This is a genomic window from Amycolatopsis thermophila (assembly GCF_030814215.1).
Classification (GTDB): domain Bacteria; phylum Actinomycetota; class Actinomycetes; order Mycobacteriales; family Pseudonocardiaceae; genus Amycolatopsis_E; species Amycolatopsis_E thermophila.
In genome coordinates this window covers 5,035,755-5,061,129 of the sequence record NZ_JAUSUT010000001.1, presented here as the reverse complement: position 1 = coordinate 5,061,129, position 25,375 = coordinate 5,035,755, and the positions used below count along the sequence as shown (strand labels likewise).

Annotated in this window: 26 protein-coding genes and 1 pseudogene; 16 read left to right on the top strand and 11 right to left on the bottom strand. The window is 73.7% G+C overall.

What is annotated here, in order from left to right; genetic code table 11:
* Positions 1–25 precede the first annotated feature (25 nt).
* Positions 26–724, bottom strand: coding sequence for a creatininase family protein (locus tag FB470_RS24780; protein ID WP_306995293.1), 699 nt, complete (start codon positions 722–724; stop codon positions 26–28).
* A 53-nt stretch (positions 725–777) separates the two neighbouring features.
* Between FB470_RS24780 and FB470_RS24775 the strand changes: the two genes are divergently transcribed.
* The 3 genes from FB470_RS24775 to FB470_RS24765 all read left to right on the top strand — a co-directional run bounded on the left by FB470_RS24775 (position 778) and on the right by FB470_RS24765 (position 3,335).
* Entirely contained in the window at positions 778–1,389 is a 612-nt protein-coding gene (locus tag FB470_RS24775) for a GTP cyclohydrolase II (protein WP_306995292.1), read from the top strand.
* Between the two features lies 1 nt (position 1,390).
* Positions 1,391–2,161: an inositol monophosphatase family protein gene (locus tag FB470_RS24770; protein ID WP_306995290.1), complete on the top strand. Its 771-nt coding sequence runs from the start codon at positions 1,391–1,393 to the stop codon at positions 2,159–2,161.
* A gap of 67 nt (positions 2,162–2,228) precedes the next feature.
* Positions 2,229–3,335 (top strand): LLM class flavin-dependent oxidoreductase, encoded by a 1,107-nt coding sequence (locus FB470_RS24765; protein WP_306995288.1) that lies wholly within the window; start codon positions 2,229–2,231, stop codon positions 3,333–3,335.
* A 191-nt stretch (positions 3,336–3,526) separates the two neighbouring features.
* Here FB470_RS24765 and FB470_RS24760 read toward each other — a convergent pair whose 3' ends face one another.
* From FB470_RS24760 to FB470_RS24745, 4 genes are all read right to left on the bottom strand, one after another.
* Complete coding sequence (locus FB470_RS24760) at positions 3,527–4,435, bottom strand: polyphosphate kinase 2 family protein (protein ID WP_306995286.1); 909 nt, start codon at positions 4,433–4,435, stop codon at positions 3,527–3,529.
* A gap of 90 nt (positions 4,436–4,525) precedes the next feature.
* Entirely contained in the window at positions 4,526–4,972 is a 447-nt protein-coding gene (locus FB470_RS24755) for an archease (protein WP_306995284.1), read from the bottom strand.
* A gap of 822 nt (positions 4,973–5,794) precedes the next feature.
* Entirely contained in the window at positions 5,795–8,359 is a 2,565-nt protein-coding gene (locus FB470_RS24750; protein WP_306995282.1) for a LuxR C-terminal-related transcriptional regulator, read from the bottom strand.
* A gap of 64 nt (positions 8,360–8,423) precedes the next feature.
* Positions 8,424–10,961, bottom strand: a complete 2,538-nt coding sequence (locus FB470_RS24745; RefSeq protein ID WP_306995280.1) for a LuxR C-terminal-related transcriptional regulator — start codon at positions 10,959–10,961, stop codon at positions 8,424–8,426.
* A gap of 194 nt (positions 10,962–11,155) precedes the next feature.
* Between FB470_RS24745 and FB470_RS24740 the strand changes: the two genes are divergently transcribed.
* The 6 genes from FB470_RS24740 (at position 11,156) to FB470_RS24715 (ending at position 14,633) form a co-directional block, all read left to right on the top strand.
* Positions 11,156–11,389: a hypothetical protein gene (locus tag FB470_RS24740; protein WP_306999474.1), complete on the top strand. Its 234-nt coding sequence runs from the start codon at positions 11,156–11,158 to the stop codon at positions 11,387–11,389.
* A gap of 91 nt (positions 11,390–11,480) precedes the next feature.
* Positions 11,481–11,900 (top strand): DUF7144 family membrane protein, encoded by a 420-nt coding sequence (locus tag FB470_RS24735; RefSeq protein ID WP_306995278.1) that lies wholly within the window; start codon positions 11,481–11,483, stop codon positions 11,898–11,900.
* A 26-nt stretch (positions 11,901–11,926) separates the two neighbouring features.
* Entirely contained in the window at positions 11,927–12,391 is a 465-nt protein-coding gene (locus tag FB470_RS24730; protein WP_306995276.1) for a DUF7144 family membrane protein, read from the top strand.
* Positions 12,366–12,932, top strand: coding sequence for a DUF308 domain-containing protein (locus FB470_RS24725; RefSeq protein ID WP_306995275.1), 567 nt, complete (start codon positions 12,366–12,368; stop codon positions 12,930–12,932). The genes FB470_RS24730 and FB470_RS24725 overlap by 26 nt, the downstream gene beginning before the upstream one ends.
* Before the next feature lie 24 nt (positions 12,933–12,956).
* On the top strand, positions 12,957–13,658 hold the full coding sequence (locus FB470_RS24720; protein ID WP_306995273.1) for a lysophospholipid acyltransferase family protein: 702 nt from the start codon (positions 12,957–12,959) through the stop codon (positions 13,656–13,658).
* Positions 13,659–14,150: 492 nt separating this feature from the next.
* Positions 14,151–14,633, top strand: coding sequence for a MarR family winged helix-turn-helix transcriptional regulator (locus FB470_RS24715; protein WP_306995272.1), 483 nt, complete (start codon positions 14,151–14,153; stop codon positions 14,631–14,633).
* 32 nt (positions 14,634–14,665) lie between these two features.
* Here FB470_RS24715 and FB470_RS24710 read toward each other — a convergent pair whose 3' ends face one another.
* Entirely contained in the window at positions 14,666–15,223 is a 558-nt protein-coding gene (locus FB470_RS24710) for a dihydrofolate reductase family protein (protein ID WP_306995270.1), read from the bottom strand.
* Between the two features lie 179 nt (positions 15,224–15,402).
* On the opposite strand from FB470_RS24710, the gene FB470_RS24705 reads away from it, so the two are divergent.
* A complete protein-coding gene (locus tag FB470_RS24705; RefSeq protein ID WP_306995269.1) occupies positions 15,403–16,218 on the top strand; it encodes a mycofactocin-coupled SDR family oxidoreductase in 816 nt (271 codons plus the stop codon).
* Positions 16,219–16,232: 14 nt separating this feature from the next.
* Complete coding sequence (locus FB470_RS24700) at positions 16,233–16,784, top strand: TetR/AcrR family transcriptional regulator (protein ID WP_306995267.1); 552 nt, start codon at positions 16,233–16,235, stop codon at positions 16,782–16,784.
* Between the two features lie 85 nt (positions 16,785–16,869).
* Here the strand turns inward: FB470_RS24700 and FB470_RS24695 are convergent, their stop codons facing one another.
* The gene (locus tag FB470_RS24695) at positions 16,870–18,069 is read right to left on the bottom strand and encodes a cytochrome P450 (RefSeq protein WP_306995265.1); all 1,200 of its coding nucleotides are present in this window, start codon (positions 18,067–18,069) and stop codon (positions 16,870–16,872) included.
* A gap of 78 nt (positions 18,070–18,147) precedes the next feature.
* Complete coding sequence (locus FB470_RS24690) at positions 18,148–19,020, bottom strand: EamA family transporter (protein ID WP_306995264.1); 873 nt, start codon at positions 19,018–19,020, stop codon at positions 18,148–18,150.
* Between the two features lie 79 nt (positions 19,021–19,099).
* Here FB470_RS24690 and FB470_RS24685 point away from each other — a divergent pair, with 79 nt between their 5' ends.
* Entirely contained in the window at positions 19,100–19,975 is an 876-nt protein-coding gene (locus FB470_RS24685; protein WP_306995262.1) for a LysR family transcriptional regulator, read from the top strand.
* 303 nt (positions 19,976–20,278) lie between these two features.
* Here the strand turns inward: FB470_RS24685 and FB470_RS24680 are convergent, their stop codons facing one another.
* Entirely contained in the window at positions 20,279–21,562 is a 1,284-nt protein-coding gene (locus FB470_RS24680; RefSeq protein ID WP_306995261.1) for a glycoside hydrolase family 2 TIM barrel-domain containing protein, read from the bottom strand.
* A 24-nt stretch (positions 21,563–21,586) separates the two neighbouring features.
* Here FB470_RS24680 and FB470_RS24675 point away from each other — a divergent pair.
* The 3 genes and pseudogenes from FB470_RS24675 to FB470_RS24665 all read left to right on the top strand — a co-directional run.
* Positions 21,587–22,075 (top strand): annotated as a pseudogene (locus FB470_RS24675) (LacI family DNA-binding transcriptional regulator); the annotation flags it as partial.
* Positions 22,076–22,259: 184 nt separating this feature from the next.
* Positions 22,260–23,096, top strand: a complete 837-nt coding sequence (locus FB470_RS24670) for a DUF1206 domain-containing protein (protein WP_370876556.1) — start codon at positions 22,260–22,262, stop codon at positions 23,094–23,096.
* 49 nt (positions 23,097–23,145) lie between these two features.
* Positions 23,146–23,538 (top strand): hypothetical protein, encoded by a 393-nt coding sequence (locus FB470_RS24665; RefSeq protein ID WP_306995259.1) that lies wholly within the window; start codon positions 23,146–23,148, stop codon positions 23,536–23,538.
* Here the strand turns inward: FB470_RS24665 and FB470_RS24660 are convergent.
* Positions 23,535–24,128, bottom strand: coding sequence for a cysteine hydrolase family protein (locus tag FB470_RS24660; protein WP_306995257.1), 594 nt, complete (start codon positions 24,126–24,128; stop codon positions 23,535–23,537). The genes FB470_RS24665 and FB470_RS24660 overlap by 4 nt on opposite strands.
* A 71-nt stretch (positions 24,129–24,199) precedes the next feature.
* On the opposite strand from FB470_RS24660, the gene FB470_RS24655 reads away from it, so the two are divergent.
* Entirely contained in the window at positions 24,200–24,577 is a 378-nt protein-coding gene (locus FB470_RS24655; protein WP_306995256.1) for a VOC family protein, read from the top strand.
* A 90-nt stretch (positions 24,578–24,667) separates the two neighbouring features.
* Here the strand turns inward: FB470_RS24655 and FB470_RS24650 are convergent, their stop codons facing one another.
* Entirely contained in the window at positions 24,668–25,282 is a 615-nt protein-coding gene (locus tag FB470_RS24650; protein ID WP_306995255.1) for a transglycosylase SLT domain-containing protein, read from the bottom strand.
* Between the last annotated feature and the right edge of the window lie 93 nt (positions 25,283–25,375).

Sequence of the window (25,375 nt, the reverse complement as noted above, 5' to 3'; positions counted from 1 at the left end):
CTGGTCGCCGCGCTGCCCGGGGTGCTCACACTCCGAGCACGGGCAGGTGCGCGCGGAACGACTCGGCCAGTGCCGCGAGCGCCGCGCGCCCTTTCCCGGCCGACGCGCGTGACGGATGACCGGCCACGCCCGACTCCGTGTACGGGGCCAGCCCGAGCGACAGGAGGTGGCGCAGATCCCCGGGTGCCGAATCCGCGTCCGCGTACCCCGGCCGCACCACCTCGGGACACGCGTGGAGCAGGATCGACGTCTCCAGCTCGCCGGCGTGCATGTCCTCGTCGTTGGTCGTGCCCACACCCGCGGCCACGCGCGCCGCCGCCCACTCGCCGTAGCTCGGGAACAGGACCATCGCGCCACCGGCCGACTGGACGACGTTGGCCAGCACGTGGTTCCCGCCGTGCCCGTTGACCAGCACCAGCCGCCCCACCCCGGACGCGCGCAACGAGGCCGCGATGTCGGAGACGACCGCGATCAGCGTGGTCGCCGACACGCTCACCGTCCCCGGCCACGCGGCGTGCTCGTGCGAGCAGGACACCGTGACCGGCGGCAGCAGCCAGAACCCGTGCGCCCGCGAGATCTCCTCCGCGACCGCGCACGCGATCAGCGTGTCGGTGGTCAGCGGCAGGTGCGGGCCGTGCTGTTCCAGGCTCCCGACGGGCAGGACCGCCACGGCGGGCGCCCGGTCGCGGATGTCGTCGGTGGTTTCCGGCGGCAGCGGATGCATCGTTCCGGTATACCGGGAGGGCACGTTCCCGGTCGACGACGAGGGGAACCCCTATGCGCGAACAGGACATCGCCGAATCCACCCTGGTCACGCGCCGCGGCCCGTTCCGGGCTGTCGCGTTCCGCGACGGGGCCGAGCACCTGGCTCTGGTGCACGGCCGCATCCGGCGCGACGACGTGCTGGTGCGCGTGCACTCGGAATGCCTCACCGGGGACGTGTTCGGCGCGGTGCGCTGCGAGTGCGGGGAACAGCTCGACGCCGCCCTGGACGCGATCGTCGACGAGGGCAGCGGGGTGCTGGTGTACCTGCGCGGGCACGAGGGGCGCGGGATCGGCCTGGTGGCGAAGGTGCGCACGCACGTCCTGCAGGACGAGGACGGCCTGGACACCGTCGACTCGGCGACGAGCCTGGGCCTGCCGGTCGACGTGCGCGACTACCGCCCCGCCGCGCGCGTGCTGCGCCACCTCGGTGTCCGCTCGGTGCGGCTGATGTCGAACAACCCGGACAAGATCGCGGCGCTGGAGACGCACGGCATCCGGGTGGCGGCGCGCGTGCCGCTGCTGGCGCCCGCCAGCCCGGACAACATCCGGTACCTGACCGCCAAGCGCGACCGCCTGGGTCACGTCCTGCCGCAGGTGGACACGTTCGACGTCGCGGAGTCCTGACGTGGACCACCTCGCGCTGCTGCCCGTCGCCCGCGAGGCGGTCGCGATCGGGCACCGGATCATCACGTCACGCGCCCCGCAGTCCGTCACCCACAAGAGTGAACGTGATCTGGTGACCGACATCGACCTGGCCGTCGAGGAGGCGGTGCGGGAGTTCCTGGCGCGGGAGACGCCGGAGATCGGCGTGGTCGGCGAGGAGCACGGCGGCGAGCGGGGCGAGCTGTGGTGGACGCTGGACCCGGTCGACGGGACGGCGAACTTCGCCCGCGGCATCCCACTGACCGGCATCTCGCTGGCGCTGGTGTCCGGGCCGCGCAGCGTGGTGGCGGCGATCGACCTGCCGTTCCTGGACACCGTCTACACGGCGGTGGAGGGCTACGGCGCCTACGCCGGTGACGCGCGGATCGGGGTCTCGGCCGTGCGCGAGCTGTCCGGCGCGATGGTCTCGGTGGGCGATTTCGCGGTCGGCGAGGACTCCGGGCCGAAGAACCGGCTGCGGCTGTCGCTGCTGGAGCAACTGGGGGCGCGGGCCGAGCGGGTGCGGATGATCGGGACCGCGGCGGCGGACCTCGCGTGGGTCGCGCACGGCCGCCTCGACGCCACGGTCATCCTGTCCAACCTCCCCTGGGACACGATGGCCGGGGTGCTGCTGGTGCGCGAGGCCGGCGGGCTGGTCCTGGACGCCGACGGCGGCGACCACACGGTCGACTCCGCCGCGACGGTCGCCCTGTCCCCCGGGCTGCGGGACGTCCTGCCGGCGATGCTCAGGTAGTCTCGCACGGAATATTCTTCCGCGCGAGACGTTTTACCGGCCGACACCCCATCAGCAGGAGGCTGACATGCAGTTCGGGATCTTCTCCGTCAGTGACGTGACCACGGATCCGACGACCGGTGAGACGCCGGACGACACCCAGCGCGTGCGGTCGATGCTGACCATCGCCCAGCACGCCGACGAGGCCGGGCTCGACGTCTTCGCCACCGGTGAGCACCACAACCCGCCGTTCGTGGCGTCCTCCCCCACCACGATGCTGGGCTACCTGGCCGGCGTCACCAAGAACATCATCCTGTCCACCTCGACGACGCTGATCACCACCAACGACCCGGTGAAGATCGCCGAGGACTACGCGATGCTGCAGGTCATCTCGAACGGCCGGATGGACCTGATGATGGGCCGCGGCAACACCGGCCCGGTGTACCCGTGGTTCGGCAAGGACATCCGCCAGGGCATCCCGCTCGCGATCGAGAACTACGCGCTGCTGCGACGCCTCTGGGAGGAGGACGTCGTCGACTGGGAGGGCAACTTCCGCACCCCGCTGCGCGGTTTCACCGCGACCCCGCGCCCGCTCGACGGTGTTCCGCCGTTCGTGTGGCACGGCTCGATCCGCAGTCCGGAGATCGCCGAGCAGGCCGCCTACTACGGCGACGGGTTCTTCCACAACAACATCTTCTGGCCGATGTCGCACACGAAGAAGATGGTCCGCTTCTACCGGCAGCGCTGGGAGCACTACGGCCACGGCCCGGCCGACACCGCGATCGTCGGCCTCGGCGGGCAGGTGTTCATGCGCAAGAACTCGCAGGACGCGTGGAACGAGTTCCGCCCCTACTTCGACAACGCCCCGGTCTACGGCCACGGCCCGACGATGGAGGACTTCACCGCGACGACCCCGCTGACCGTCGGCAGCCCGCAGCAGGTGATCGACCGGTACGCCACGATGCGCGAGGACGTGGGCGACTACCAGCGGCAGCTGTTCCTCATCGACCACGCGGGCCTGCCGCTGAAGACGGTGCTGGAGCAGATCGACCTGCTCGCCGAGGAGGTCGTGCCGGTGCTGCGCAAGGAGATGGAGGCCAAGCGCCCGGAGCACGTGCCGGCCAACCCGCCCTCGCACGCCGAGCGGGTCGAGCAGGCGCGCGCGAAGGCCGTCGAGGCGGCCCCCGCCTCCTGACGCCGCCACGCGGCGCATGGTGGAGTTCGCCGACGAGAGGCCGCGCGGCACATCCCGAGCGAGTCGGTCCGCCCGGGGCGGCCGTCGCCGCTCGGGAGCCGCGCGGCGCGGCCACCCTGCGGCCGGTGCGAGGGCGGCGCGGGCGTCCCCGCTCGGCATCATCTGCCGGCGCTCGAGAAACACCCGAACTGTCAGGGCCGCTCGGGCTTCTCGGCCTCCAGCTCGGCGCGGGCGGCCCGCAGTTCGGCGCGCGCCTCGTCCGACACGCGCGGGTACCGGGGGTCGAGCTGGATGAGCGTGTGCGCCAGCAGCGCGCCGGCGCACAGGCGTGCGAACCACTTGCGGTCGGCCGGCACGACGTACCACGGCGCCCACGGCGTGCTCGTCGCGGAGAGCATGTCCGAGAACGCGACCTGGTAGTCGTCCCAGAAGCGGCGTTCCCGGATGTCGTCGGCGGAGAACTTCCAGTTCCGCTCGGGCACGTCGATGCGTTTGAGGAACCGCTTGCGCTGCTCGTCCTTCGACAGGTTGAGCAGCACCTTGACGACCGCGATGCCGTTGCCGGTCAGGTACCGCTCCCAGTCGTTGATCTCGCGGTAGCGGCGGGCCCACAGCTCGTCGCCGGCGTCCCGCGGCAGCCGCTGCCGGTCCAGGTTCTCCCGGTGCACGCGCACCACCAGGACCTCCTCGTAGTGGGACCGGTTGAAGATCCCGATCTCGCCGCGCCCGGGCAGGCGGCGGGAGTAGCGCCACAGGTAGTCGTGGTCCAGCTCCTCCGCGGAGGGCACCTTGAAGCTGCTGACCTTCACGCCCTGCGGGTTGACGCCGCTCATCACGTGCCGGATCGTGCCGTCCTTGCCGCCCGCGTCGAGCGCCTGCAGGCACAGCAGGACCGCCCGGGTGTTCTCCGCCGCGAGCCGGCGCTGGTACTCGGCGAGCAGGTCGACGCCCGCGCGCAGCAGTTCCCGGCCGTCGCGTTTCTTCGTCACCCCCGCCTTGAACGCGGGGTCGAAGTCCTCGGCGAGCCGGACCTTCCGCCCCGGCTCCACCCGCAGCGGCTCGATGAACTCCGCGATCCGCTCCGCCCCGAAGCCGGTCATCAGTGCCTCCTGGGTTGGCCCACGGGATCATCATGGCACCCCGGGTGGCGCCGGGTCACCGACCGGCTTCCGCTCCCGGCCGTGCTCGCACTAGACGTCGATCCGCGCCGTGCACCACCACGACCCGGCTTTCCGTCCACACCGGACGGACCCGGCGGTGACCGCCTTCGGCAGCGCGCCGCGGGGGCGGATCGCGGCGGCGTCGGCCATGTCGCAGCGCAGCCGCAGTCCCGTCGGGGTGCCGGTGACCTCGGTGTCCACCGGCACGACACCGAGCCGGCGCAGCGCGGTGATCACGCGCGCCAGCGCCGCCGCGGTCACCTGGTCGTCCGCGCCGGTCACCTCGAACGAGACGACGCGGGTCGCCACCGGGCGGCCGGGTGGCACGAAGCTGTCGACCAGGGCCCGGACGGCCTCCGCCACGCAAAGCTCGCGAGTGGTGCCCCACGCCTCGATGCGCAAGTCCCCCGCGTGCACCGGACGAGCCCGCCGGCCGGCCGGGGAGCGGGTCCCGCTCCCGATCCCGTGCGCGGTCACCTCCGCACTGTCACCGGCACCGCGCGGCGACGGCATCACCCGGGCGAGGTGAGTTCCCTCCGGCCCAGCCCCCAGGCTGCGCGCCTGGCACACCCCGCACTGCGCGCCCCGCACGCCCACTCCGCGCCGGTCACCCCCGGCATCGCCACCGCTGCCATGCCCCACGCGAGCGCCGCGACTAGGTCGGGTTCCCCAGCCCCGCCTCACCTTGCACGCCACCCACCCGCGCCACGGGCTGCTCCCGGCCCCCGGCCGCCGCGCCTGCCGCACCTCAGCTCGCGTGCCACCGCACGCCGACGCCGCCCCGGTCACCTCAGCATCGCCACCGCCGCCACGCCCGACGCGAGCGCCGCGACCAAGTCGAGGTCCCTCAGCCCCGCCTCACCTTGCCCGCCACCCGCGCCGCGGGCTGCTCCCGACCCCCGGCCGCAGCACCTGGCGCACCCCAGCCCGCGTGCCACCGCACACCGAACCCGCCCCGGCCACCCCGCTATCGCCACCGCCGCCAGGCCCCACGGGAGCGCCGCGACCAGGTTGGGTTCCCCAGCCCCGCCTCACGTTGCCCGCCACCCGCGCCGCGGGCTGCTCCCGACCCCCGGCCGCAGCACCTGGCGCACCCCAGCCCGCGTGCCACCGCACACCGAACCCGCCCCGGCCACCCCGCTATCGCCACCGCCGCCAGGCCCCACGCGAGCGGCGCGACCAGGTCGAGCACCCCAGCCCGCCTCACCTTGCCCGCCACCGCCACCCGCACCGCGGGCTGCTCCCGACCCCCGGCCGTGTTGAGTTCCCCAGGCCCACGCGGCCATTCCCGGGCCGGACTCACCCCAGTCCCAGCTCCCGCGCCGCCGCGACGGCCGCCCTGCGGTTGTTCACCCCGAGCTTCGCGTAGATCGCCCGCACGTGGGTCTTCACCGTGTTGAGCGAAACCCTCAGTTCGGAGGCCACTTCGTCGAGCGGCCGCGGCGCGGTCAGCCGCACCAGCACCGCGCGTTCGCGGCCCGTCAGCGCCGCCGCCGTCCCGGTCCCGCCGGCCGTGAGGACGTCCCGCACCCGCGCCGCGAACGTCTCGCCGAATCCGCCCACCTGGTCCAGCAGCAGCTTCCGCACCTCGGCCTCGACGTGCCCGAACGGGCGGACGATCCGGCCCGGCGCCGCCAGCCCGAGCGCCCGGTCCAGCTCCTCACGCGCCTTCGTCCGCCTGCCCAGCCGCAACGCGACCGCGGCGGCCACGAGACACAGCTCCACATCGGTACCCGGAACCAGCGGCGGCAACCCGCGTGCGACGCACACCGCGTGTTCGGTGCTCTCCAGATCGCCTCGGGCGAACCGCGTGCGCGCCAGCGTGAGGTGGACTTCGGCCGTCGTGCCGAGTCGCCGGGCGCCCCACTCGGCCACGTCCCGGGCGAGCGGCAACCGCGCCAGGTCCAGCGCGCACTCGTGTTCCAGCACCATCACGGCGGCGGCCAGCTCGCGCGGCACGGGCGCATCCGCGGACGAGGCCCGGGCGTTCCGCAGCAGGCGCAGTCCCGTCTCCCGGTCCCCGAGGTCGAACCGCGCCACCGCGTCCACCGCGCCGGCGGCCCAGCGGAACACCGGCGCCTCCGACCCGCCCAGTTCCGCGGCGCTCGCCCGCGCCCCGCGCGGATCGGCCCGCATCAGCCGCACGAAACCGGCCACGGCGTGGCACATCGCCAGCCACGGCGAGTGTTTCCAGGCGCCGTCCCCCGCCAGCGCCAGCGCCTCTTCGGCGGCCTTCACCATGCCGGCGTGGTCGCCCGTGACCGCGGCGAGCAGCGCGTGCGCGGCCGTCACGTGCACGAGGAGGTAGGGCAGGTCCTGTTCCCCGCTGAGCCGTTCCGCGGCGTCCAGCGCCCGGGACGCGGCGTCGTGGTCGCCCGCGCTCAGCGACACCAGTCCGTGGTCGAGCCGTTCCCACGCCTCGGCCGCAGGCGAGGAGCACGCGCCCGCCGGGCCCCGCACCGGCGGGCGCCCGCAGGCCAGGGCGTGCGCCGACACGACCAGCCGGCGGAACGCGGTGAGCCGCTCGTCCGCCCGCCCGGGCCACACCCGCCCGCTCCGCGCGATCTCCGCTTCGGCCGCGCCGAGGTCACCGAGCTCGAGGTGGGCCAGCGCGGAGAAGAGCAGCAGCAGGGCGTCACCGGCCACCGCCGGGCCGGCCGCCGCCAGGGCGCGCAGCACGAGCCCGGGCTGCCCGTCCAGCAGCATCCCGGCGCCCCGGTCGGCCAGCAGGGTGACGGCCGCGCACCCGTCGCCGGTCTGCTCGGCGTGGTGCAGCGCGTCCCGTGGGCGGTCCTGGGCGGCGAACCACGCGGCGGCCTCGTGGTGCAGGGCCGACGCCAGCTCCGGCCTGCGGTGGGCGAGGTCGGCGCGCAGGTACGCGCGCAGCATCGGGTGCGGCCGGTACTCACCATCCACAGTGGACGACAATAGGCCGTCGCCCTCCAGTGCGGCGAGCACCGCGCCGGCGTCGGCGCGACCGGTGAGCCGGGCCGCCAGCGGCGGGCTCACCGTCTCGCACACGCTCAGCCTGGTCAGCACGTCGCGGGTGTCGTCGGGCAGGTGCGCCAGGACCTCGCCGGTGAGGAAATCGGCCACCGCGTGGTCGTGCCCGGCGCACCGCGGCAGGAAATCCTCCGGATCGGTGCCGCCGCGCAGGGAACGGGCCGCCAGGCGCAGACCGGCGGCCCAGCCTTCCGTGTGGGTGACCAGGCGCGCCAGGGGACCGTCGGGGAGGGTGACGCCGCAGCGCTCGAGCAGTTCTCGCGCCTCCGGGCGGCGGAACCGCAACGCGTCCGCGCGCAGCTCGGCCAGCCGGCCCTGCACCCGGAGCCGGGCCAGCGGCAGCGGCGGGTCCGAACGGGACGCCAGGACGAGCCGCAGGTTGTGCGGCTGGTGGCGGATCAGCGCCGTGAGGACGTGCCGGGCCCCGGGCACCGCGTGCACGTTGTCCAGCACCAGGACCAGACGCCCGGGCGCGGCGGCGACGGCGTCGACGAGCACCGCGACGGCGGCGGCGGTGTCGCCCGGTGGTGGTGCCGTCGTCACCGGAACCGGGACGTGCGCCCGGACCGCGGACAGCACGGCCGCCAGGAAGGCTTCGGCGCTGTCGTCGTCGCGGTCCAGCGACACCCACGCCCGCGCGTCCCGGCCCGGGCCCGCCAGCCAGTCCGCGAGCAGGAGCGTCTTGCCGTACCCGGCCGGCGCGCACACGAGGGTGACGCCGGCAGCGTCCACGGCGGACGCCAGCCGTTCCCGAAGTTCCTTGCGGCGCACGAAATCCGCGGGCAGCCCCGGCGAGGTCACCTTGGCGCGCGGCACCCACCGCCCCGCCGCACCCCGGTGTTCACCCTCCCCGCCCCGCATGGGATCGACGGTATGGTCCGTCCCGCGCCGCGGATAGGGCCGAGGGTCCCCACCACGGAGGCCGTTATCCCCCTCGCGTCGCGCCGTCGAGCAGTCCCCGCGCCTGGGCGACCGCCACGGCGTCGCGTCGCCGGGTCACTCCGAGCTTGCTGTAGATGCCGCGCACGTGGGTCTTCACCGTGTTCGGGGACACGGTCAGTTCCGCGGCGATCTCCTCGATGGATCGCAACGTGGGCAGCAGCCGCAGCACGCGGCGTTCCCGGTCGGTCAGCGGAGCGGGCACCGTGCGGACGCCGCGTCGCCGCGCGAGCAGCGCGGCGGCGAACGGCTCCCGCTCGGCCAGCCCGCCCAGCACCGCGATCACCTCCTCCGGTGCGAACACGAAGGGCCACCACACATCCAGGTCCTCGGCGACGCCGAGCGCCTCGGTGACCAGGCGGCGCGCGCCGTCGTGTTCGGCGTCGTGCAGCGCGATCCGCGCCCGCAGCAGCCGCGCTTCGATGCCGGACCACGGCAGCGCCGCGGGGACATCGCCGTCCAGGAGCTGCCCGAGCACCCTGTCCGCAGAGGCGTGGCGGCCCAGCGCGATCTGCCCGCGCGCCCGGACCAGGAGCAGCTCCGCGGTGCCGTCGACGCGGTCCTGGCACCAGGTCAGCACCTCGCGGGCCACGTCTGCGGCGCCGAGCAGCAGCGCCGCCCGGTGCTCCAGGACCGCGCCGAGGGCGGTGTGCTCGGGCGAGAGCGACCGGTCGCCCAGCGACAGCCTGCTGTGGCGCATCCGCCGCAGGCCTGCGTGCCAGTCCCCCGCGTCGAACCGCGCCGCACCGGACAGCGTTCCCGCGACGAGGGCCAGGTTGTTCCCGACGCGGGAGGCGGGCCCGTCCGCGACGGTGAGGATCGGGTCGAGGAGCCGCACGCACGATCGGGGGTCGGCCCGCGTCAGCGCCCGGTAGGCGCGCAGGACCCGGGCCGTGGCGGTCTCGATCATCCCCGCCCCGGCGGGTGCCCCCGCGGCGTCGAGGTCGTGCGCGATCCGGTCCATCGCACGGAAATCCCCGTCCAGCGCGGCCACCTCGCCGAGCATCGTGCGGGCCCGCAAGGCGAGGTGCCGCTGGTCGCCCGCCCCGGCCACCAGCGATTCGAGCCGGTCCCTGGCCGCGGCGCGCCGGCCGGCCAGCAGCGCCCCGGCTTCCCGGTGCAGGCCGGCCAGCGCCGCCAGGTCCGTGTCACGCGCCAGGCCCGGGTCGACGGCCAGTGCGGTGCGCGCGATCTCCGCGTCGTCGCCGTCCAGTTGAGCGCGGCGCGCGCGGGTGAGCTGCCACAGCACCGCCAGTTCCGGCGACGGCCCGGCGGGCCACGCGGCCGCGGCGTGCCGGAGGTGCAGGTCGGCGGTCCCGATCTCACCCGCCTCGAGGCACAGCGCGGCGGCGACGAGCGCGAGCCGCGGTGTCCGGGCCACCACGCCCACCTCGAGCACGTCCAGCGCCTCCCGCAGCACGGTGTGTTCCCCGGCGAGGAACAGCCGTGCCGCGTGGGCCCGCAGCAGGGCCGTCGTCCGCTCGCCATCGCGGGCCCGCACGCTGTGCGCCAGTGCCGCGGCCGCGTCGTCGCGCGCCGCGAACCACCCGGACGCGAGACGGTGCTGGTCGGCCAGCCGGTCCGGGTCGCGCCGGGCGAGATCGGCCAGCAGGTAGGTGCGCAGCAGGGGCAGCATCCGGTACCCGTCCGCCCCGCGTGTCACGAGGGCGTGCGCGCGCAGCAGGTCCCCGGCGTCGGGTCGTCCGGACAGCGTGACGGCCAGACCAGGCGGCAGGTCCGCGCACACGCTCACCCGCCGCAGGAACTCGCGGGTCTCGTCGTCCAGCACCTCCTGGTCGAGGTAGTCCGCCAGCGTGCGGTCGTGCCCGGCGAAGAACTCGTCCAGGTCACCGGTCCGGGCGGCGGACGCGGCGGCGATCCGCAGCGCCGCGGCCCAGCCGCCGGTCTCGGCGACCAGCCGGTCCAGCGTCCCCGCCGCGACCGGCGCACCGCTCACGGCGAACAGGGCCCGCGTCTCCGCCGCGGTGAAGCGCAGATCGCCGGCCCCCAGTTCGGCGAGCCCGCCCCCCAGCGGCACCGTCGGCGCGCCGCGGCCGGACAGCACCAGCCGCAACCGCGGGGGCCGGTGCCGCACCAGCGCGTCCAGCGGCCGCGCACCGGGGAGCTCCCCCACGTCGTCGAGGACCAGGAACACCGGTGCCGGCAGCGTGCCCAGCGCCGCCGCCACCTCGGCCAGGAAGCCGGCGTCGGTGCTGGGAGCGGCGGGCACGGCGAGGCCGCGCAGCGGGTGGTCCGCCGGAACCGCGCGGCACCCGGCGAGCGCGTCGAGGACCGCCGAGAAGAACCGGCGGTCGTCCCGGTCGTCCGCGTCCAGCGCGACCAGTGCGGTGTCGCCGTCGCGGCGGCGCGCCCAGTCGGTCAGCAGCACCGTCTTGCCCGTACCGGCGGGTGCGGACAGCACGGACACCGGCGACGCGGCCGCGCGGTCCAGCAGCGCGAGCAGGCGCGGCCGGGACACGAAGTGCACGGGCAAGTCCGGCACCGTGACCTTCGTCCTCGGCACGCGACTGCGTCCTCCCCCGTCCGCCGGGTGCCCCATCGCATTCCCTCTCGCCGGTGCCCCATTGTGAGCACGACCGGCGGCGCACCGCACCCTGACGCGCATTTCACCCGGCGCAGGGGAGGAAGACCGGTGCCGGGAGACCACACAGTGGCGTCGTGGAGCCCCTTGCCCGAGGAGGCGGACCGGTGCCGGAGATGAACTACGAGTTCCGTGTCCACGGCCGGTGCTCGCCGCTGCTGCGGCGGGCCGTCGGCGAGTTCAGCGAGGTCCGGGTGGTGCCCGCCCCGCCGGAAACCCTGATCTACGGCGCCATCTCCGACGCGTCGCACCTGCACGGGCTGCTGATGGTGCTGGAAGACCTCGGCCTGCACATCGTGTCGGTGCACCGGATCCCGGAACTGCCGCACCGCGTGACCGGCGAGGACTGACCCGCCGCCTCACCCGCCGCGTGTGAGGCGGCGGCGCGGCCGCGGGGGGATCGTGGCCCGGGTCGGACCCCGGTTCCCACGGGAGGCGCCCATGAGCAGCACCTCGGCCCGGCGGCCGCGGACCGCGGCGGTCTGGACCGGCTGGGTCGTGTTCGGCGGGATCATGATGGTCCTGCTCGGCCTGTTCCACGCCGTGGAGGGCCTCGTCGCCGTGTTCGACGCGGGCTACTACCTCGTCGATCCGTCCGGCATGGTGGTCGGAGCCTCCTACGACACCTGGGGCTGGCTGTACTTCGGCCTCGGGGTCGTCGTCGTCGCGGTCGGCTGCGGTGTCCTGGCGGGCAACCGGGTCGCGCAGATCGCCGGTGCGGTCCTGGCCGGGCTGAGCGCGCTCGCGCACCTGGCGTTCGTGCCGGCCTACCCGGTCTGGTCGCTCATCATCATCGTGCTCGACGTCGTCGTGATCTACGCGCTCGTCGCGCACGGCCGGGAGACGGCGGCGGCCGGCTGACTTCCCTCGCGCAGGCAGGAGGAGCAATGACTCAGCACGCACAACCCGGCCAAGGCACCCTGGGCGGGACCGAGCCGACGGCGCCGCCGGAGCGGCCCGTCACCGAACCGACGGCGTGGCTGGGCTGGATCTGGTTCGCGGCCGCGATGATGGTGCTGCTCGGCATGTTCAACATCATCGAGGGCCTGGTCGCCCTGTTCCACGGCGACTTCTACGCCGTCGGGCCCCAGGGGCTGCTGGTGTTCGACCTGACCAGCTGGGGCTGGATCCACCTGATCATCGGGGCGCTCGCGGTCGCGGCCGGGTTCGGCCTGTTCACCGGCGCCGCCTGGGCCCGCGTCACCGCGGTCGTCCTGGCGACGATCAACGCGGTCGCCCAGCTGGCGTTCCTGTCCGCCTACCCGGTGTGGGGCGCGCTCGTGATCGCCCTCGACGTGGTCGTCATCTGGGCGGTGGTCGTGCACGGTGGCGAAGTCCGCCGAGCCGGCTGAGCCCCGGCCGCAACCGCGGGGACCGGGCCGGCTCTACGGCGGCACCGGCCTGGTCCTGCTGGCCGTGGCGCTCGCCGTGCCGCAGCTCGGGCTGGGTTCGCCGGGCGAGGCCGCGCTCGCGCTCGGCCTGGCGCTGACGGCGGTGGCGTTCGGCGAGGTCCTCGTCGCCGTCACGGCACGCCGGGCGACGTCGGTGGCGCTCGCCGCGGTGGCGCTGGCCGGCGCGCTGGTCGCGCTGGCCTGGCCGGACCCCACGCTCCTGGTCGCGGCCCGGGTCGTCGCCTGGGTCCTGCTGGGCGGTGGCGCGGTCCGGCTGATCCGTGGCCTCGCGCGCCGCGGCGTGGACGACCTGTGGTGGCTGCGCGCGGCGGCCGGCGCAGCCGGGCTGGGGTTCGCGTTCTGGGCGGCCGCGTCGGCTCCGGGCTCCACCGCCCTGCCGCTGCTGTGGACGGCGCTCGCGGTCGCGCTGAGCGGGATCGACCACATCGCGGTGGGCCTGGAGGTGCAAGCGGCGTCACACGACACACCTACCGAGAAGTAACTTACGGCCCCGTAGCCTGGCGGGATGCCAGAGCTCGTGTACCCGTCCGTCATCCTGTTCGCGAAGACGATGTTCCGGGTCCTCGACCTGAAACTGCGGGTCGAGGGCTCCGAGCACGTCCCGGCGCGCGGCGGCGCCGTCATCGCCTGCAACCACGTCTCCTACCTCGACTTCGTCTTCTGCGGCCTGGGCGCCCGGCCGGCGAAGCGGCTGGTGCGGTTCATGGCCAAGAAGGAGGTCTTCGACCACCGGATCTCCGGCCCGCTGATGCGCGGCATGGGCCACATCCCGGTCGACCGCGCGGCCGGGCGCGGCGCCTACGACGAGGCGGTCGCCCGGCTGCGGTCCGGTGAGGTCGTGGGGGTCTTCCCGGAGGCGACGATCAGCCCCTCGTTCACGGTCGAGGACGTCAAGTCCGGTGCCGCGCGGATGGCGGCGCAGGCCGGGGTGCCCCTGGTGCCGATGGCGGTGTGGGGCACGCAGCGGCTGTGGACGAAGGGCCGCCCGCGCACGCTGACCAGGCGCCACCTGCCGATCTCGGTCCTGATGGGCGAACCGCTGCGCCCCGGCCCCGGCGACGACCCGGAAGCCGTCACCCGCGACCTGCGCGACCGGATGAGCCTGTTGCTGGACAAGGCCCAGGCGGAGTACCCGGAGGCCCCCGCCGGGCCCGCCGACCTGTGGTGGCTGCCCGCCCACCTGGGCGGCACCGCGCCGGCGCCGTAGGTCACTCCGGCACCAGGCGGCCGTCGACGGTGATCTCGAGTGCGGGCGCGCCGGGACCTCGCGCCGGCCGGTGTGGTGGCCGGGCACTGGCTGCGCTCCGCGGCCGATCCGGGCACGCGGTCCCGCGCCGCGACTGGGCCCACCGCACGGGCCGGGAGGCGACGCGGTCCCTCGCCTTCGCCGAGGCCGCCCGGTTCCTGGGTTTCCCCTGGGACGCGCGGCGGCGGGCCGGTGACACCCCGACACCCGCACCGCGGACAAACTGCCGGCGCGGCTGCGCGCGAGCGACCCGCTGACCGCGCGGGACCGCGAGATCGCCGGGCTCTCGTCGGGTCGCTGAGCAGCCGCGCGATCGCGCGGGGCCGGTTCGCGCTGAACCGGACCGGATCGCCGGGTCCGCGCCGCACGGCCTCGACGGAGTCCGGTCGCACGTGCGCCGCGAACGCGGCATCGTCTGCTGAGCTGTCCACTCCGGACACGTGGCAGCATGGGGTGGTGACAGAGCACGACGGCGAGGACGCTCCGCTGACCCTCTACCTGGTCAAGCGGCTGGAGCTGGTGATCCGCTCGCTGATGGACGACGCGCTGCGGCCGTTCGGGCTGACCACGCTGCAGTACACCGCGCTCACGGCGCTGCGGCACCGCAACCGGCTGTCCTCGGCGCAACTGGCGCGCCGCTCGTTCGTGCGGCCGCAGACGATGCACACGATGGTGCTCACGCTCGAGAAGTCCGGCCTGATCCAGCGGGAGGAGGACCCGCGCAACCGGCGGGTCCTGCTCGCGGCCCTCACCGAGCGCGGACGCGCGGTCCTGGACGAGTGCGAACCGCTGGTCCGCCGCATCGAGGACCGCTTGCTGGCCGGCCTGGACGACCGTCGCCGCACCGCGTTCCGGCGCGACCTCGAGGACGGCTACGGCTCACTCGCCGACCACGCCCACGGTCAGCGCGCGCTGACGAACGGCGCCGGTGACTGACCCCACCCGGCACCGTGCCGGGGGCATCGACCTCAGTCGCCGGCCGGGGCGTAACACAGTTCGAGGATCCCGGAGGGGAAAGCCGTGCTCTTCACCAGGCGCAGCTTGACGGCTTCGTCCAGTTCCGGGAACAGCGGCGCGCCCTTGCCGGTGACGGCGGGGAGCACCCAGAGGCGGTACTCGTCCACCACACCGAGCTTGATCAGCGAGTGCATGAACGCGGTGCCGCCCGCGGCGACGAGGTCCTTGCCGGGCTCGGCCTTGAGCTTGGCGATCTCGTCCGCCGTGTCACCCCGGGCGATCCGGGTCTCCGGCCAGTCGTCGGCCGATTTCAGGGTGCGGGAGAACACGACCTTGGGGATCTCGTTCATGGCCCGGGCGGAGGGGTGGTCGGCGGTGGGCCAGTACCCGGCCATGATCTCGTAGGTGTTCCGGCCCATCAGGAACGCCCCGGCCTCCCACAGCCGGTTGACGAAGTACTCCTCCTGCTCGGGGTCGTCGATTCCCATCATGACGTCCCGGATCCCGTTGTCGCCGTCGGCGCTCTTCCCGTCGAGCGAGACGTAAAACCCCAAGATCAGCTTGCGCATCCGGCCCTCCGTGCGGGTTCCCGCCCAGGACGATCCAGCGCAGGCCCTCGGCCACTGTGTCACACGTGCCGGCCGCCGGTGGCCGTTTCGAGCTGATCGCAGCCGTCTTGACTGAGCACTCACTCAGGGGCAGGCTCGCCGGTGACCCGCAGCAGCGCGGGAGAAGAGGAGGCTTCACGATGGCGGGACGGGTCGCGGGGAAGGTCGCGCTGATCACCGGTGCGGCGCGCGGTCAGGGGCGTGCGGACGCGGTGCGGCTGGCGCAGGAGGGCGCCGACGTGATCGCCGTGGACATCGCCGACAAGCTGCCCAGCGTGGGCTACTCCTCCCCCACGCTCGCGGACCTGGACGAGACCGTGCGCCTGGTGGAGGAGGCCGGGCGGCGGGCCGTGCGGGTGCAGGCCGACGTGCGGGACCTGGCGAAGCTGCGCGCGGGCGTCGACGCCGGTGTCGCCGAGCTGGGCGGGCTGGACATCGTCGTGGCCAACGCCGGGATCTGCGTGCCCGCGATGTGGGACGAGGTGACCGAGGAGATCTTCGACGACACGATCGGCGTCAACGTCCGCGGTGTGTGGAACACGGTCATGGTGGGCGCGCCGCACCTGGTGGAGCGCGGCGGCGGGTCGATCATCCTGATCAGCTCGGCCGCGGGCATGAAGGTCCAGCCGTTCCTGGTGCCGTACACGACGAGCAAGTGGGCGGTGCGCGGCATGGCGAAGGCGTTCGCGACGGAGCTGGCGCGGCACAACATCCGGGTCAACAGCATCCACCCGACGGGCGTGAACACCGGCATGGCCGGCGAGGGGCTGCACGCCGCGTTCGCGAAGGCCTTCGAGCGCGACCCGAAGCTGGGCGGGATGCTGACGAACCTGCTGCCGGTGGCCATCACCGAGCCGGAAGACGTGGCGGACTCGGTGTTGTTCCTGGCCTCGGACGAGTCGAAGTACGTCACCGCGCACGAGCTGGCCCCGGACGCCGGGGTGACGGAGTTCTGACGGACTCGCCCGCCGTGACCGGACCCGCTTCCTCGGGCCGCGACCGGATCCTGGCCGCGGCCGAGGAGCTGTTCGCCGAACGCGGCTATGCCCGGACGTCGACGGCACGGCTGGCGACCGCCGCCGGTGTGCCGCAGGGCCTGATCTTCTACCACTTCGGGACGAAGGAAGGGTTGCTGCTGGCGCTGATCCGCGAACGGTCGACGCGGACCCTCGCCGATCTGGTGCCCGGCTCGGTGCCCGCCGATCCACACGCCGCCGTGGTCGAGTTGTGGAGCCGGTTGTCGCGGCACCTGGGTGAGCAGACGCCCATGCACCGGATCGTGTTCCGGGAGAGCGAGCACCACCCCGAAGTGCAGGCGCGGGCGCGGGAGATCCACGACAGCATCACCACGTCGGTGAGCGGGTATCTGGCGCGGGTGACCGGGGACCGGAAGCCGGGAGCGCGGCACGTGACAGCGGCGCGGCTGCTGGTGGCCGCGTCGTCGGCTTCGCCGGTGGCTCCTGGTTCGCCCGCGCTCACCGCCGAGTCCGTGGCCGAGCTCGTGCTGGGCGGGATTCTGTAGCCGCTCCGCGGGTTTCGCTCGGATGTTCGTGGCGAGTTGGTCAGGGCGACTGTTGCCATGCAACGCCCGCGCGAGGCCGCGGTGATCACCAGGTGACCGGCAGCTCGTACACCCCGTAAACGGAGCCGTCGTGCTTGAACGGCACCCGCTCGATCTCGGTCGCCAAGGCCAGCGTCGGCACGCGCCGGTACAGCGTGCCGTACGCGATGCGCAACTCGAGCCGCGCCAGCTGCTGTCCCAGGCACTGGTGCACGCCGAACCCGAAGGCCACGTGGCGCCGGGCGTTGCGGGTCACGTCGAGGCGGTCGCCGTCGGGGAAGACGTCCGGGTCGCGGTTGGCCAGGTCGTTGGCCAGGATGATGCCCTCGCCGGCGCGGATCACCTCACCGGCGATCTCGATGTCCTCCAGAGCCACGCGGCGGCGGCCGTTGTGCGTGATGTTCAAGTACCGCAACAGTTCCTCGACCGCGGAGTCCACCACCGCGGGGTCACCGTCGCGCACCAGCGCGAGCTGGCCGGGGTGCTCGAGCAGCGCGAGGGTGCCCAGGGCGATCATGTTGGCCGTTGTCTCGTGGCCGGCGATCAGCAGCAGGACACCGATCTGCGCGGCGTCCATCCGGGTCAGCTCGCCCGCCCGCACGCGCTCCGCCAGGGCGGACAGCAGGTCGTCGGCCGGGTTCGCCAGCTTCTGCTCCATCAGGCCGTCGAGGTACTTCGTCAGCTCCGCCGAGGCGGCGAACCGGTCCTCCGGGGCCGCGTCGCGCCGGACGATGGTCTTGCTGTTGTCCTGGAAGAACGCGTGATCGGCGTAGGGCACCCCGAGCAGCTCGCAGATCACCAGCGACGGCACCGGCAGCGCGAACGCCTCGACCAGGTCCACCGGCTTCGGGCCCGCCAGCATCTCGTCGATCAGGTCGTCCACGATGTTCTGCACCGCCGGCGCCATCGCGCGCACCCGCTTGACCGAGAACGGCGCGGTTACCATCCGCCGCAGCCGCGCGTGCTCGGGATCGTCCATCAGGATGAAACCGATCCCGCTCCCGCCCGGCCGCACCGGCGCCGGGCTCGGGTAACCGGGCCGCCGGACGTCCGCGCTCACCCGGGGATCGGCCAGCAGCGCCCGCTGCTCGGCGAAGCGGGTCACCAGCCACGGCGTGCTGCCGTCCCACAGCCGCACGCGCGTGATCGGCGTCTCGCGCAGCAGCGCCATGCCCTCCGGCGGCGGATCGAACGGGCACTTCGCCACACGCTCCATGGGGAAAGCCGGCACCTCTGCGGTCGTCATCGCGTGCATCCTCCTCCAACACCGGCCCGGGTCGGTGACCAGCTAACCGGTGCCCGCCGGCTCAGTCAAGCGATTGATTTAACCGGCCAGGCGCGGAGCGGGGTCCGGCCGCTGGCTCGCCACGATCGCCGCGAGGGCGAGGGCGAACCCGGTCAGCTGCACCGGCCCGAGCGTCTGCCCCAGCACCACGACACCGGTGACCGCGGCGACCATCGGCGAGAGCAGGCCCAGCACCGCGACCGAGGTGACCGGCAGCGTGGTGATCCCGCGGAACCACAGGACGTAGGCGAGCAGGCCGCCGACCAGCCCGAGCCACAGGTAGCCGAACACGGCCGGGCCGTCCACGGCGGGCGGCGCACCCTCGGCGAGGAACGTGACGGGCACGAGGAACAACCCGCCCGCGGTCAGCTGCCAGCCGGCGAACGCCGTCGGGCCCACTCCCCCGGGACGCCCCCACCGCTTGGTGAGCGTGACCCCGAGCGCCATCGTCGCCGCCCCGCCCAGCCCGGCTAGGACCCCCACGACGTCGAAGCCGGCCGCCGGCCCCAGCACCACCAGGGCGACGCCCACGACGCCGACGGCACCCCAGGCGAACCGCCACGCCGACGCGCTCTGCCGCAGCACGGCGACCGCGAGCACGGCCACCACCAGCGGTTGCACGGCACCGAGGGTGGCCGCGACGCCGCCGGGCAACCGCTCGGCCGCGACGAACAGGAACGGGAAGAACATCCCGATGTTGAGCACACCGAGCACGGCGGCCCGCCACCACCAGGCGCCCCGCGGCAGCGTCCGCGTGACCGCCAGCGCGATCAACCCCGCGGGCAGGGCGCGCAGCAGACCCGCGAACATCGGGTGCCCGGCCGGCAGGAGTTCCGTGGTGACCACATACGTCGTTCCCCAGACCACCGGCGCGAAGGCGGTCAGCGCGGTGCGGGACAGGGTGTCGTTCACGTCCTCGAGTCTCGGCCGCCGCGATCGATGAGTCCAATACATCCTTGTCACCTGATCCATCGCGATACACGATGGACGGGTGGAACTCCAGCAGATGCGGTACGTCGTCGCGGTCGCCGAGACGGGCAGCTTCACCCGGGCGGCGCAGCGGTGCCTGGTCGTCCAGTCCGCGCTCAGCCACCAGATCGCGCGGCTGGAACGGGAGCTGGGCGCGCGGTTGTTCGACCGGACCAGCCGCCGGGTGCGGCTGACCGCGGCGGGTGAGGCGTTCTTGCCGCAGGCCCGGCAGTGCCTGGACTTCGCCTCGCGGGCCGCGGCCGAGGTGGCGGCCGCCGTCGGCGAGGTGCGCGGGCGGTTGACCGTCGGCGTGATCCCGACCGTGGCGGCGGTGGACCTGCCGTCGGCTCTGCGCGTGTACCGGCAGCGGTACCCGCAGGTGCGTGTGAGGCTGCGGATGGCGCCCAGCCACGAACTGGTCGAGCAGGTCCGGGAGGGCGCGGTCGACGTCGCGTTCCTCGGATTGCCGCTCACGACACGGCCGGAGGGCGTGCGGGGCCGGGAACTGGCGCACGACCGGCACGTCGCCGTCGTCGCGCCGGAGCACCCGCTGGCGACCGGCGCGGGAACGGACCTGCGGACGCTGGCGGGCGAGGAGTTCGTCGACTTCCCGGCAGGCTCACCCGGCCGCACCCAGTCCGACCAGGCCTTCGCCGCGGCCGGACTGACGCGGAACGTGGCCTTCGAGGTGACGACCGCGGAGCTGATGGCCGGGCTCGTGCGGGAGGGCCTGGGCGTGGCGATGCTGCCCTCGACCTACGCGCCCCGCCTGGCGGGCGTGGCCACCGTGCCCGTCACCGACGCCCCCGGGCGGATCGAGCACCTGGTGTGGAGCACAGCGGGCCTGACCCCCGCGGCGGCCGCGTTCGTCGAGGTGCTGGGCATCGCGGTCGAGTGACCCCGGGGCACGGTGCGGACACCGGCCTGGCAACCCGTTCACGTGGCTGACGCCCAGGCGCCTGGCGAGCTCTCCGCCGACGCCCGGTCGTAGCCGAGCTCGGCGGAGCGTTCTCCCGGCGTGTCACACGCCCGCCCACGACGGGCAACGCGAGCAGGAGAAAGGACGACGGCCGACATCCGCGCGATCTGGATCTGTCCTCGCTGCCGTCCTTGGTCCACCCACATTTGCAATCGTAGGCAAGGCGACGGGCCGGGCCGGGGTGGACGGTCCGATGTGGACCGGTCTCCCCCGCTGCCGCGCTCAGGCGCGCTCGCCGCGCCGGTTCAGCTCCTCGACCACCGCCGCGTCCACGAACGTCCGCGCCCGCACCTCGCCGTCCACGACCAGCCACAGGTGCAGCCGCGCCGGGCCACCCGGCGGCGGCACGCACACCCCGGCGGCGGCCGAAAGCCGGAACGGCTCCGCCCGCACCTCGTGGGAGTCCGCGGGCGCCACTGGAAGCCCGCGCGAGCCCGAAGCCCCCCACGCCGCGTGCAGGGTGCCGGTGATCGGCGTCCGGCCGGTGTGCGAGACGTGCACGTCCAGGGTCAGCGGCGCGACCGGCACCGGGAGGTCGGCTCCGGCGTGCGCGGGCACGAGGTCCACCACGAGGGTGGTCGGCGCGAACGCGTCGGCCGGGTCCAGCCCGCCCCAGTCCTTGGGCCTGCGGTGGGCGTCCAGCAGACCCGCCATTTCGTGCTCGACGTCGGTCAGCTCGGTGTAGATGTAGCCGGCGAACCGGTCGTGCCGGCGGATCTCCTGCGTCTGCCAGCGCACGTGCCAGGCCCGCTCCAGGCTGGTGAACCCCGCGCCGTACTCGCTGTTGAGAACCGGCACGCCGGTGCGCGGGAAGCCGGCCGAGCCGTAGAAGGACTTCTCGACGACGACGTCCGGCCGGAGCTTGACCGGGAACGTCTCCCGTTCGCCGGAGGCGAGCGCGGCGAGGTTGTCCGCCCAGCTGCGCGGGTTTTCGTCGTAGTAGTGCCAGTCGACCAGGTCGGTCTTGACGTGCGCCCAGCCGGAGTTCTCCACGATCGGCCGTGTGTCGTCGAGCGAGCGCAGGAGATCGTAGGCGTGCTCGGCCGCGGCGGCCCGCTCGGGGCTGCCCGGGATGTCCCAGTCCAGGCCCCACTCCTCGTTGTACAGCCCCCAGATCACGATCGACGGGTGGTTGCCGTCGCGGCGCACCAGATCCGGCAACTGCGCCTCGAACCCGGCCGCGGCGGCCGGGCTGAACCGGCTGGGGCACGGCGGTTCCGCCCACACCAGCATGCCGGTGCGGTCGGCGTGGTCCAGCCACCGCGGTTCCTCGAACTTGAGGTGCTTGCGCACGAGCGAGAACCCGAGTGCGCGAGCGAGGTCGAGATCACGCACCAGCGCTTCGTCGTCCGGCGCGGTGAGGCCGGTCTCCGGCCAGTACCCCTGGTCGAGCACGCCCCGCACGTAGAGCCGTTCCCCGTTGAGGTACAGCGCTTCGCCGCGGGTCTCGATCCGCCGCAACCCACCGGTCAGAGTGAGCCGGTCGGCCGTCTCCCCCTCCGCCACCGTCAGCTCGACCGGGGCCGCACGCGCATCGCCGCGATCGGCGCCCAGCCGAAGGAGAGTTACTCGACGCCGCTGCAACGCACCGAGGGATTTCGCAAGGCGCTGCAGGAACGCGGACTGAAGCCGGTGGGCGCCCTGGAACGCACGGCCGCCCACTACGGACGCGCCGACGGTTACGCGGCCGCCGCGTCCCTGCTGCGCCAATCGCCCCGCCCGGACGCGATCTTCTGCTATTCGGACCTGCTGGCGATGGGGGCGATGCGAGCGGTGTTCGACGCCGGTCTCACCGTCCCCGACGACGTGGCGATCATCGGCATCGACGACATCGAAGAAGGCCGGTATTCCCGGCCGTCGCTGAGCACCGTGTCGCTGGACACGGCCTTCATCGCCCGCACCGCGGTCGCCCGGCTCGCCGCGCGCATCGAGGACCCGGCCTTGCCGGCGGAGGAGTTCATCGCCCCGCACACGCTGATCGCCCGGGAGAGCACGGAAACCCGGCCAAGCCCCGGATGAGATGTGCACGCACCACCCGGCCCGGATGACCGGGATCGGGCCGTGACGTGTTTCCCGTTGGCACTCACCGGGTCCGGCTGCTCGGGTCTCCCACACCGTCGGGGCACCACGTCCGGCTTAGCGGCACCCCCTCCGGGGTACACCCGATCGAGCGATGGTCGGGGGTGACTGAGGAGGCGTGTCGATGACGAGCGGTGCCGCGACGAACAGAACGGCCGACCGGGCTTCGCGGGTGCGCGGCAGCACGGCGGCACAGGCGGCCGGGCGGATCGGGATGGTCTGCTGGGGTCTGGTCCACCTGATCGTCGCCTACCTGGCGGTCCGCGTCGCGTCCGGCGACGGCGGCAAGGAGGCCGACCAGAAGGGCGCACTGCAGGAAATCGGGTCCACCCCGGCCGGCCAGGTGGTGCTGTGGGTGCTCGTGGCGGGACTCACCGCGTTCGGGATCTGGCAGTTCCTGATGGCGGCCACCGGCTACACCTGGGTGTTGCGCAGCGGCAGGCGGACCCGCAAGCGCATCGGCTCCGCGGCGCGCGGTGTCGTGGTCCTCGCCCTGGCCTACACCGCGATCCGGCTCGCCACGGGCAGCGGCTCGGCCTCGGGCAACCAGCCGCAGCAGGAGTTCACCGCCCGGCTGCTCGCGCTGCCCGCCGGGCAGGCGCTGGTCGCGGTCGCCGGCGCCGTGGTGATCGGGGCCGGGATCGGGGCCGCGGTCAAGGGCGTGCGGCGCGGCTTCCTCACCGACCTCGACACGGTCCACCTGCCCTCCGGCACCCGGAAGTGGGTGGAATGGCTCGGCTTCGCCGGGTACGCCGCCAAGGGCGCGGTGTACGTGATCATCGGCGGCCTGCTCGGCTACGCCGCGCTGCGGTCCGACGCCGGCCAGGCGGGCGGGGTCGACAAGGCGCTGCGGACGCTCGCGGCCCAGCCCTACGGCGTCGTGCTCCTGGTGGTCGTCGCGGCCGGGCTCGCCGCGTTCGGCATCTACTGCTTCGCCGCGGCGCGCGCGCACAAGAGCTGACCGTTCTGGCTAAGCTGGCGCCCGAGTCGACGTGCGAGAGGCGGCGAGGGTGACCATCTGGACCGACGTGATCAACTACGTGCGCATCCGGTACGAGGTGCTGGAGGAGAGCGAGCAGTGGCTGCGGTTCCGGCTGGACACCGAGGACGGCCGCACGCAGCAGGTCACCGTGCACCACCTGCCCGACGTCGACGGCGCGGAGTGGGCCGAGATCTCCTCGGCGGTCGGCTGGGCGGACAAGCTCGACCTGCGCCGCCTGCTCGAACTGGCCGGCGGCACGTCGGTCGGCGGCGCCGCCGTCGTCGACGGCGTGGCGCTGATCAAGCACACGGTGCCGCTGACGTCGCTGCACCTGCGGGAGGAGTTCGAGCGGCCGCTGCTGTCGGTCGTCGCCCAGGCCGACGCGTTCGAGAAGGAACTCTCCGCCGGCGACGAGTTCTAGCCGGTCATCACCTCGGTCGACATGCGGCACCCGGCGGTCGCGAGGTCGAGGTTCGCCAGTGACGCAAGGTGCACCGGCTCCTCGGCGGCGGTCACGCAGTCGGCGACCGGGTGCACGACGAACCCGAGGTCGGTGCCGTGGCGGGCGGTCTGCTCGACCGTCAGGTTGGTGGCCACCCCGGTCACGAACAGCGTGGTGATGCCCGCCTCGCCGAGCCGGGCGGCGAGGTCGTTGCCGGCCAGCCCGGACAGCTTCTGGTTGTCCACCACCTGGCCGGGCTCGGCGAGGTGCGCCATCTCGGGGATCACCTGGGCGCCCGCGGCGTCCGGCCGGAACTGCTCCTGGGCCTGGGCGACCGCCTCCATGAAGGCGGTGTTGCGCACCAGCCGCCCCTCCCCCACCGGGATCGTGAAGCGGGTGAAGTAGACCGGGACGCCCGCCGCGGCGGCCCACTCGTGGAACCGGGCCGCGCGCTCGACGACCCCGCTGCGTTCGACCGGCCCGGCCAGCATGCCGCCGAAGAAGCCCTCCGGTTTGATGACGTTGACCTGCCAGTGCAGGGCCAGTACCGCGGTGCGCTCGATTGTCATCCTTCGAGATTAGGGCGCCGCGGGGCTACATTCGGGAACACGCCGGAATCTGCGGGGAAGGGAGGCCGGACATGGCCGTCCAGCTCAACCACACGATCGTCGAGGCGCGGGACCGCGAGGAGACCGCGAACTTCCTGACCGACATCCTCGGGCTGCCGGCTCCGGTGCCCTACGGTCCGTTCCTCGTCGTGGAGGCGGCCAACGGCGTGTCGCTCGACGTGATCGGCGTCGACGGGCCGGTGCACGCCCAGCACTACGCCTTCCTGGTCGGCGACGAGGAGTTCGACCGGATCTTCGAGCGGATCACCAGCCGCTCCCTGCCGTACTGGGCGGACCCCTTCCAGCGCGAACCGGGACGCATCAACCACAACGACGGCGGCCGCGGAGTTTACTGGTGCGACCCGAACGGCCACCGGCTGGAGATCATCACCAAGCCCTACGGCGGTTAGCGCAGCACCGGCGCCTGCCGCCGGAAGTTCGGCAGCACAAGGGACTGCCGCGGGTCCGTCCGGTGTGGACGGACCCGCGGCAGGGGGTGCTCAGTAGCCGCGGTAGCCACTGCCCTTCAGGATGGACTTCAGGCCCGGGTGGCCGTCGAAGCCGCCGTAGCGGTCGATCGTGTAGCGCACCCCGGCGATGATGTTGTCCACCGGGTTGAAGATGTCGTCGTGGCCGGGCAGCTTGTGCGCGTCGAAGGTCGAGTCGATGCACTGCATCAGCCCCTTGGAGGGGTGACCGGCGAGCCAGTTGCTGTCCCACCGGTTCACCGCCGACGGGTCGCCGCCGGACTCCTTGTCCACGACGGTGCGGATCGCCTCGACGTCCTTGCCGGACACCGGCACGCCGGCGTCCCGCATGACGCGGATGGCCTCGTTGATCCAGCCGGCGAGCTCGTCACCGGTGGTGTCGAAGACCTCCGGCGCCGGGGCGGGCGCCGGGTCCGCGGCTTCGGGCTTGGCGGGGGCGGCCTCGGGGTCGGCCGAGGCCGGCTCGGGGGCGGCGGGGATGGCCAGGACCGGCGCCCGGGTCGTGACGACCCAGGTCGACGGCGGTCCGAGGACCGGACGGGGTGCCGCGACCTCGGTGTCGTGAGCGGCCGGGGCGGTATCGGTGGCCGGGGCCGGCTGGGGTGCGCCGCCCTGGGTGCTCGCCATGGCGAGCGGGCTGGCGGAACCGGCCACGGACAGCATCAGCAGGCCGGCGGAAACGGACGTGCGCGCACTGATCCGGCCCAGATTCCTGGATTT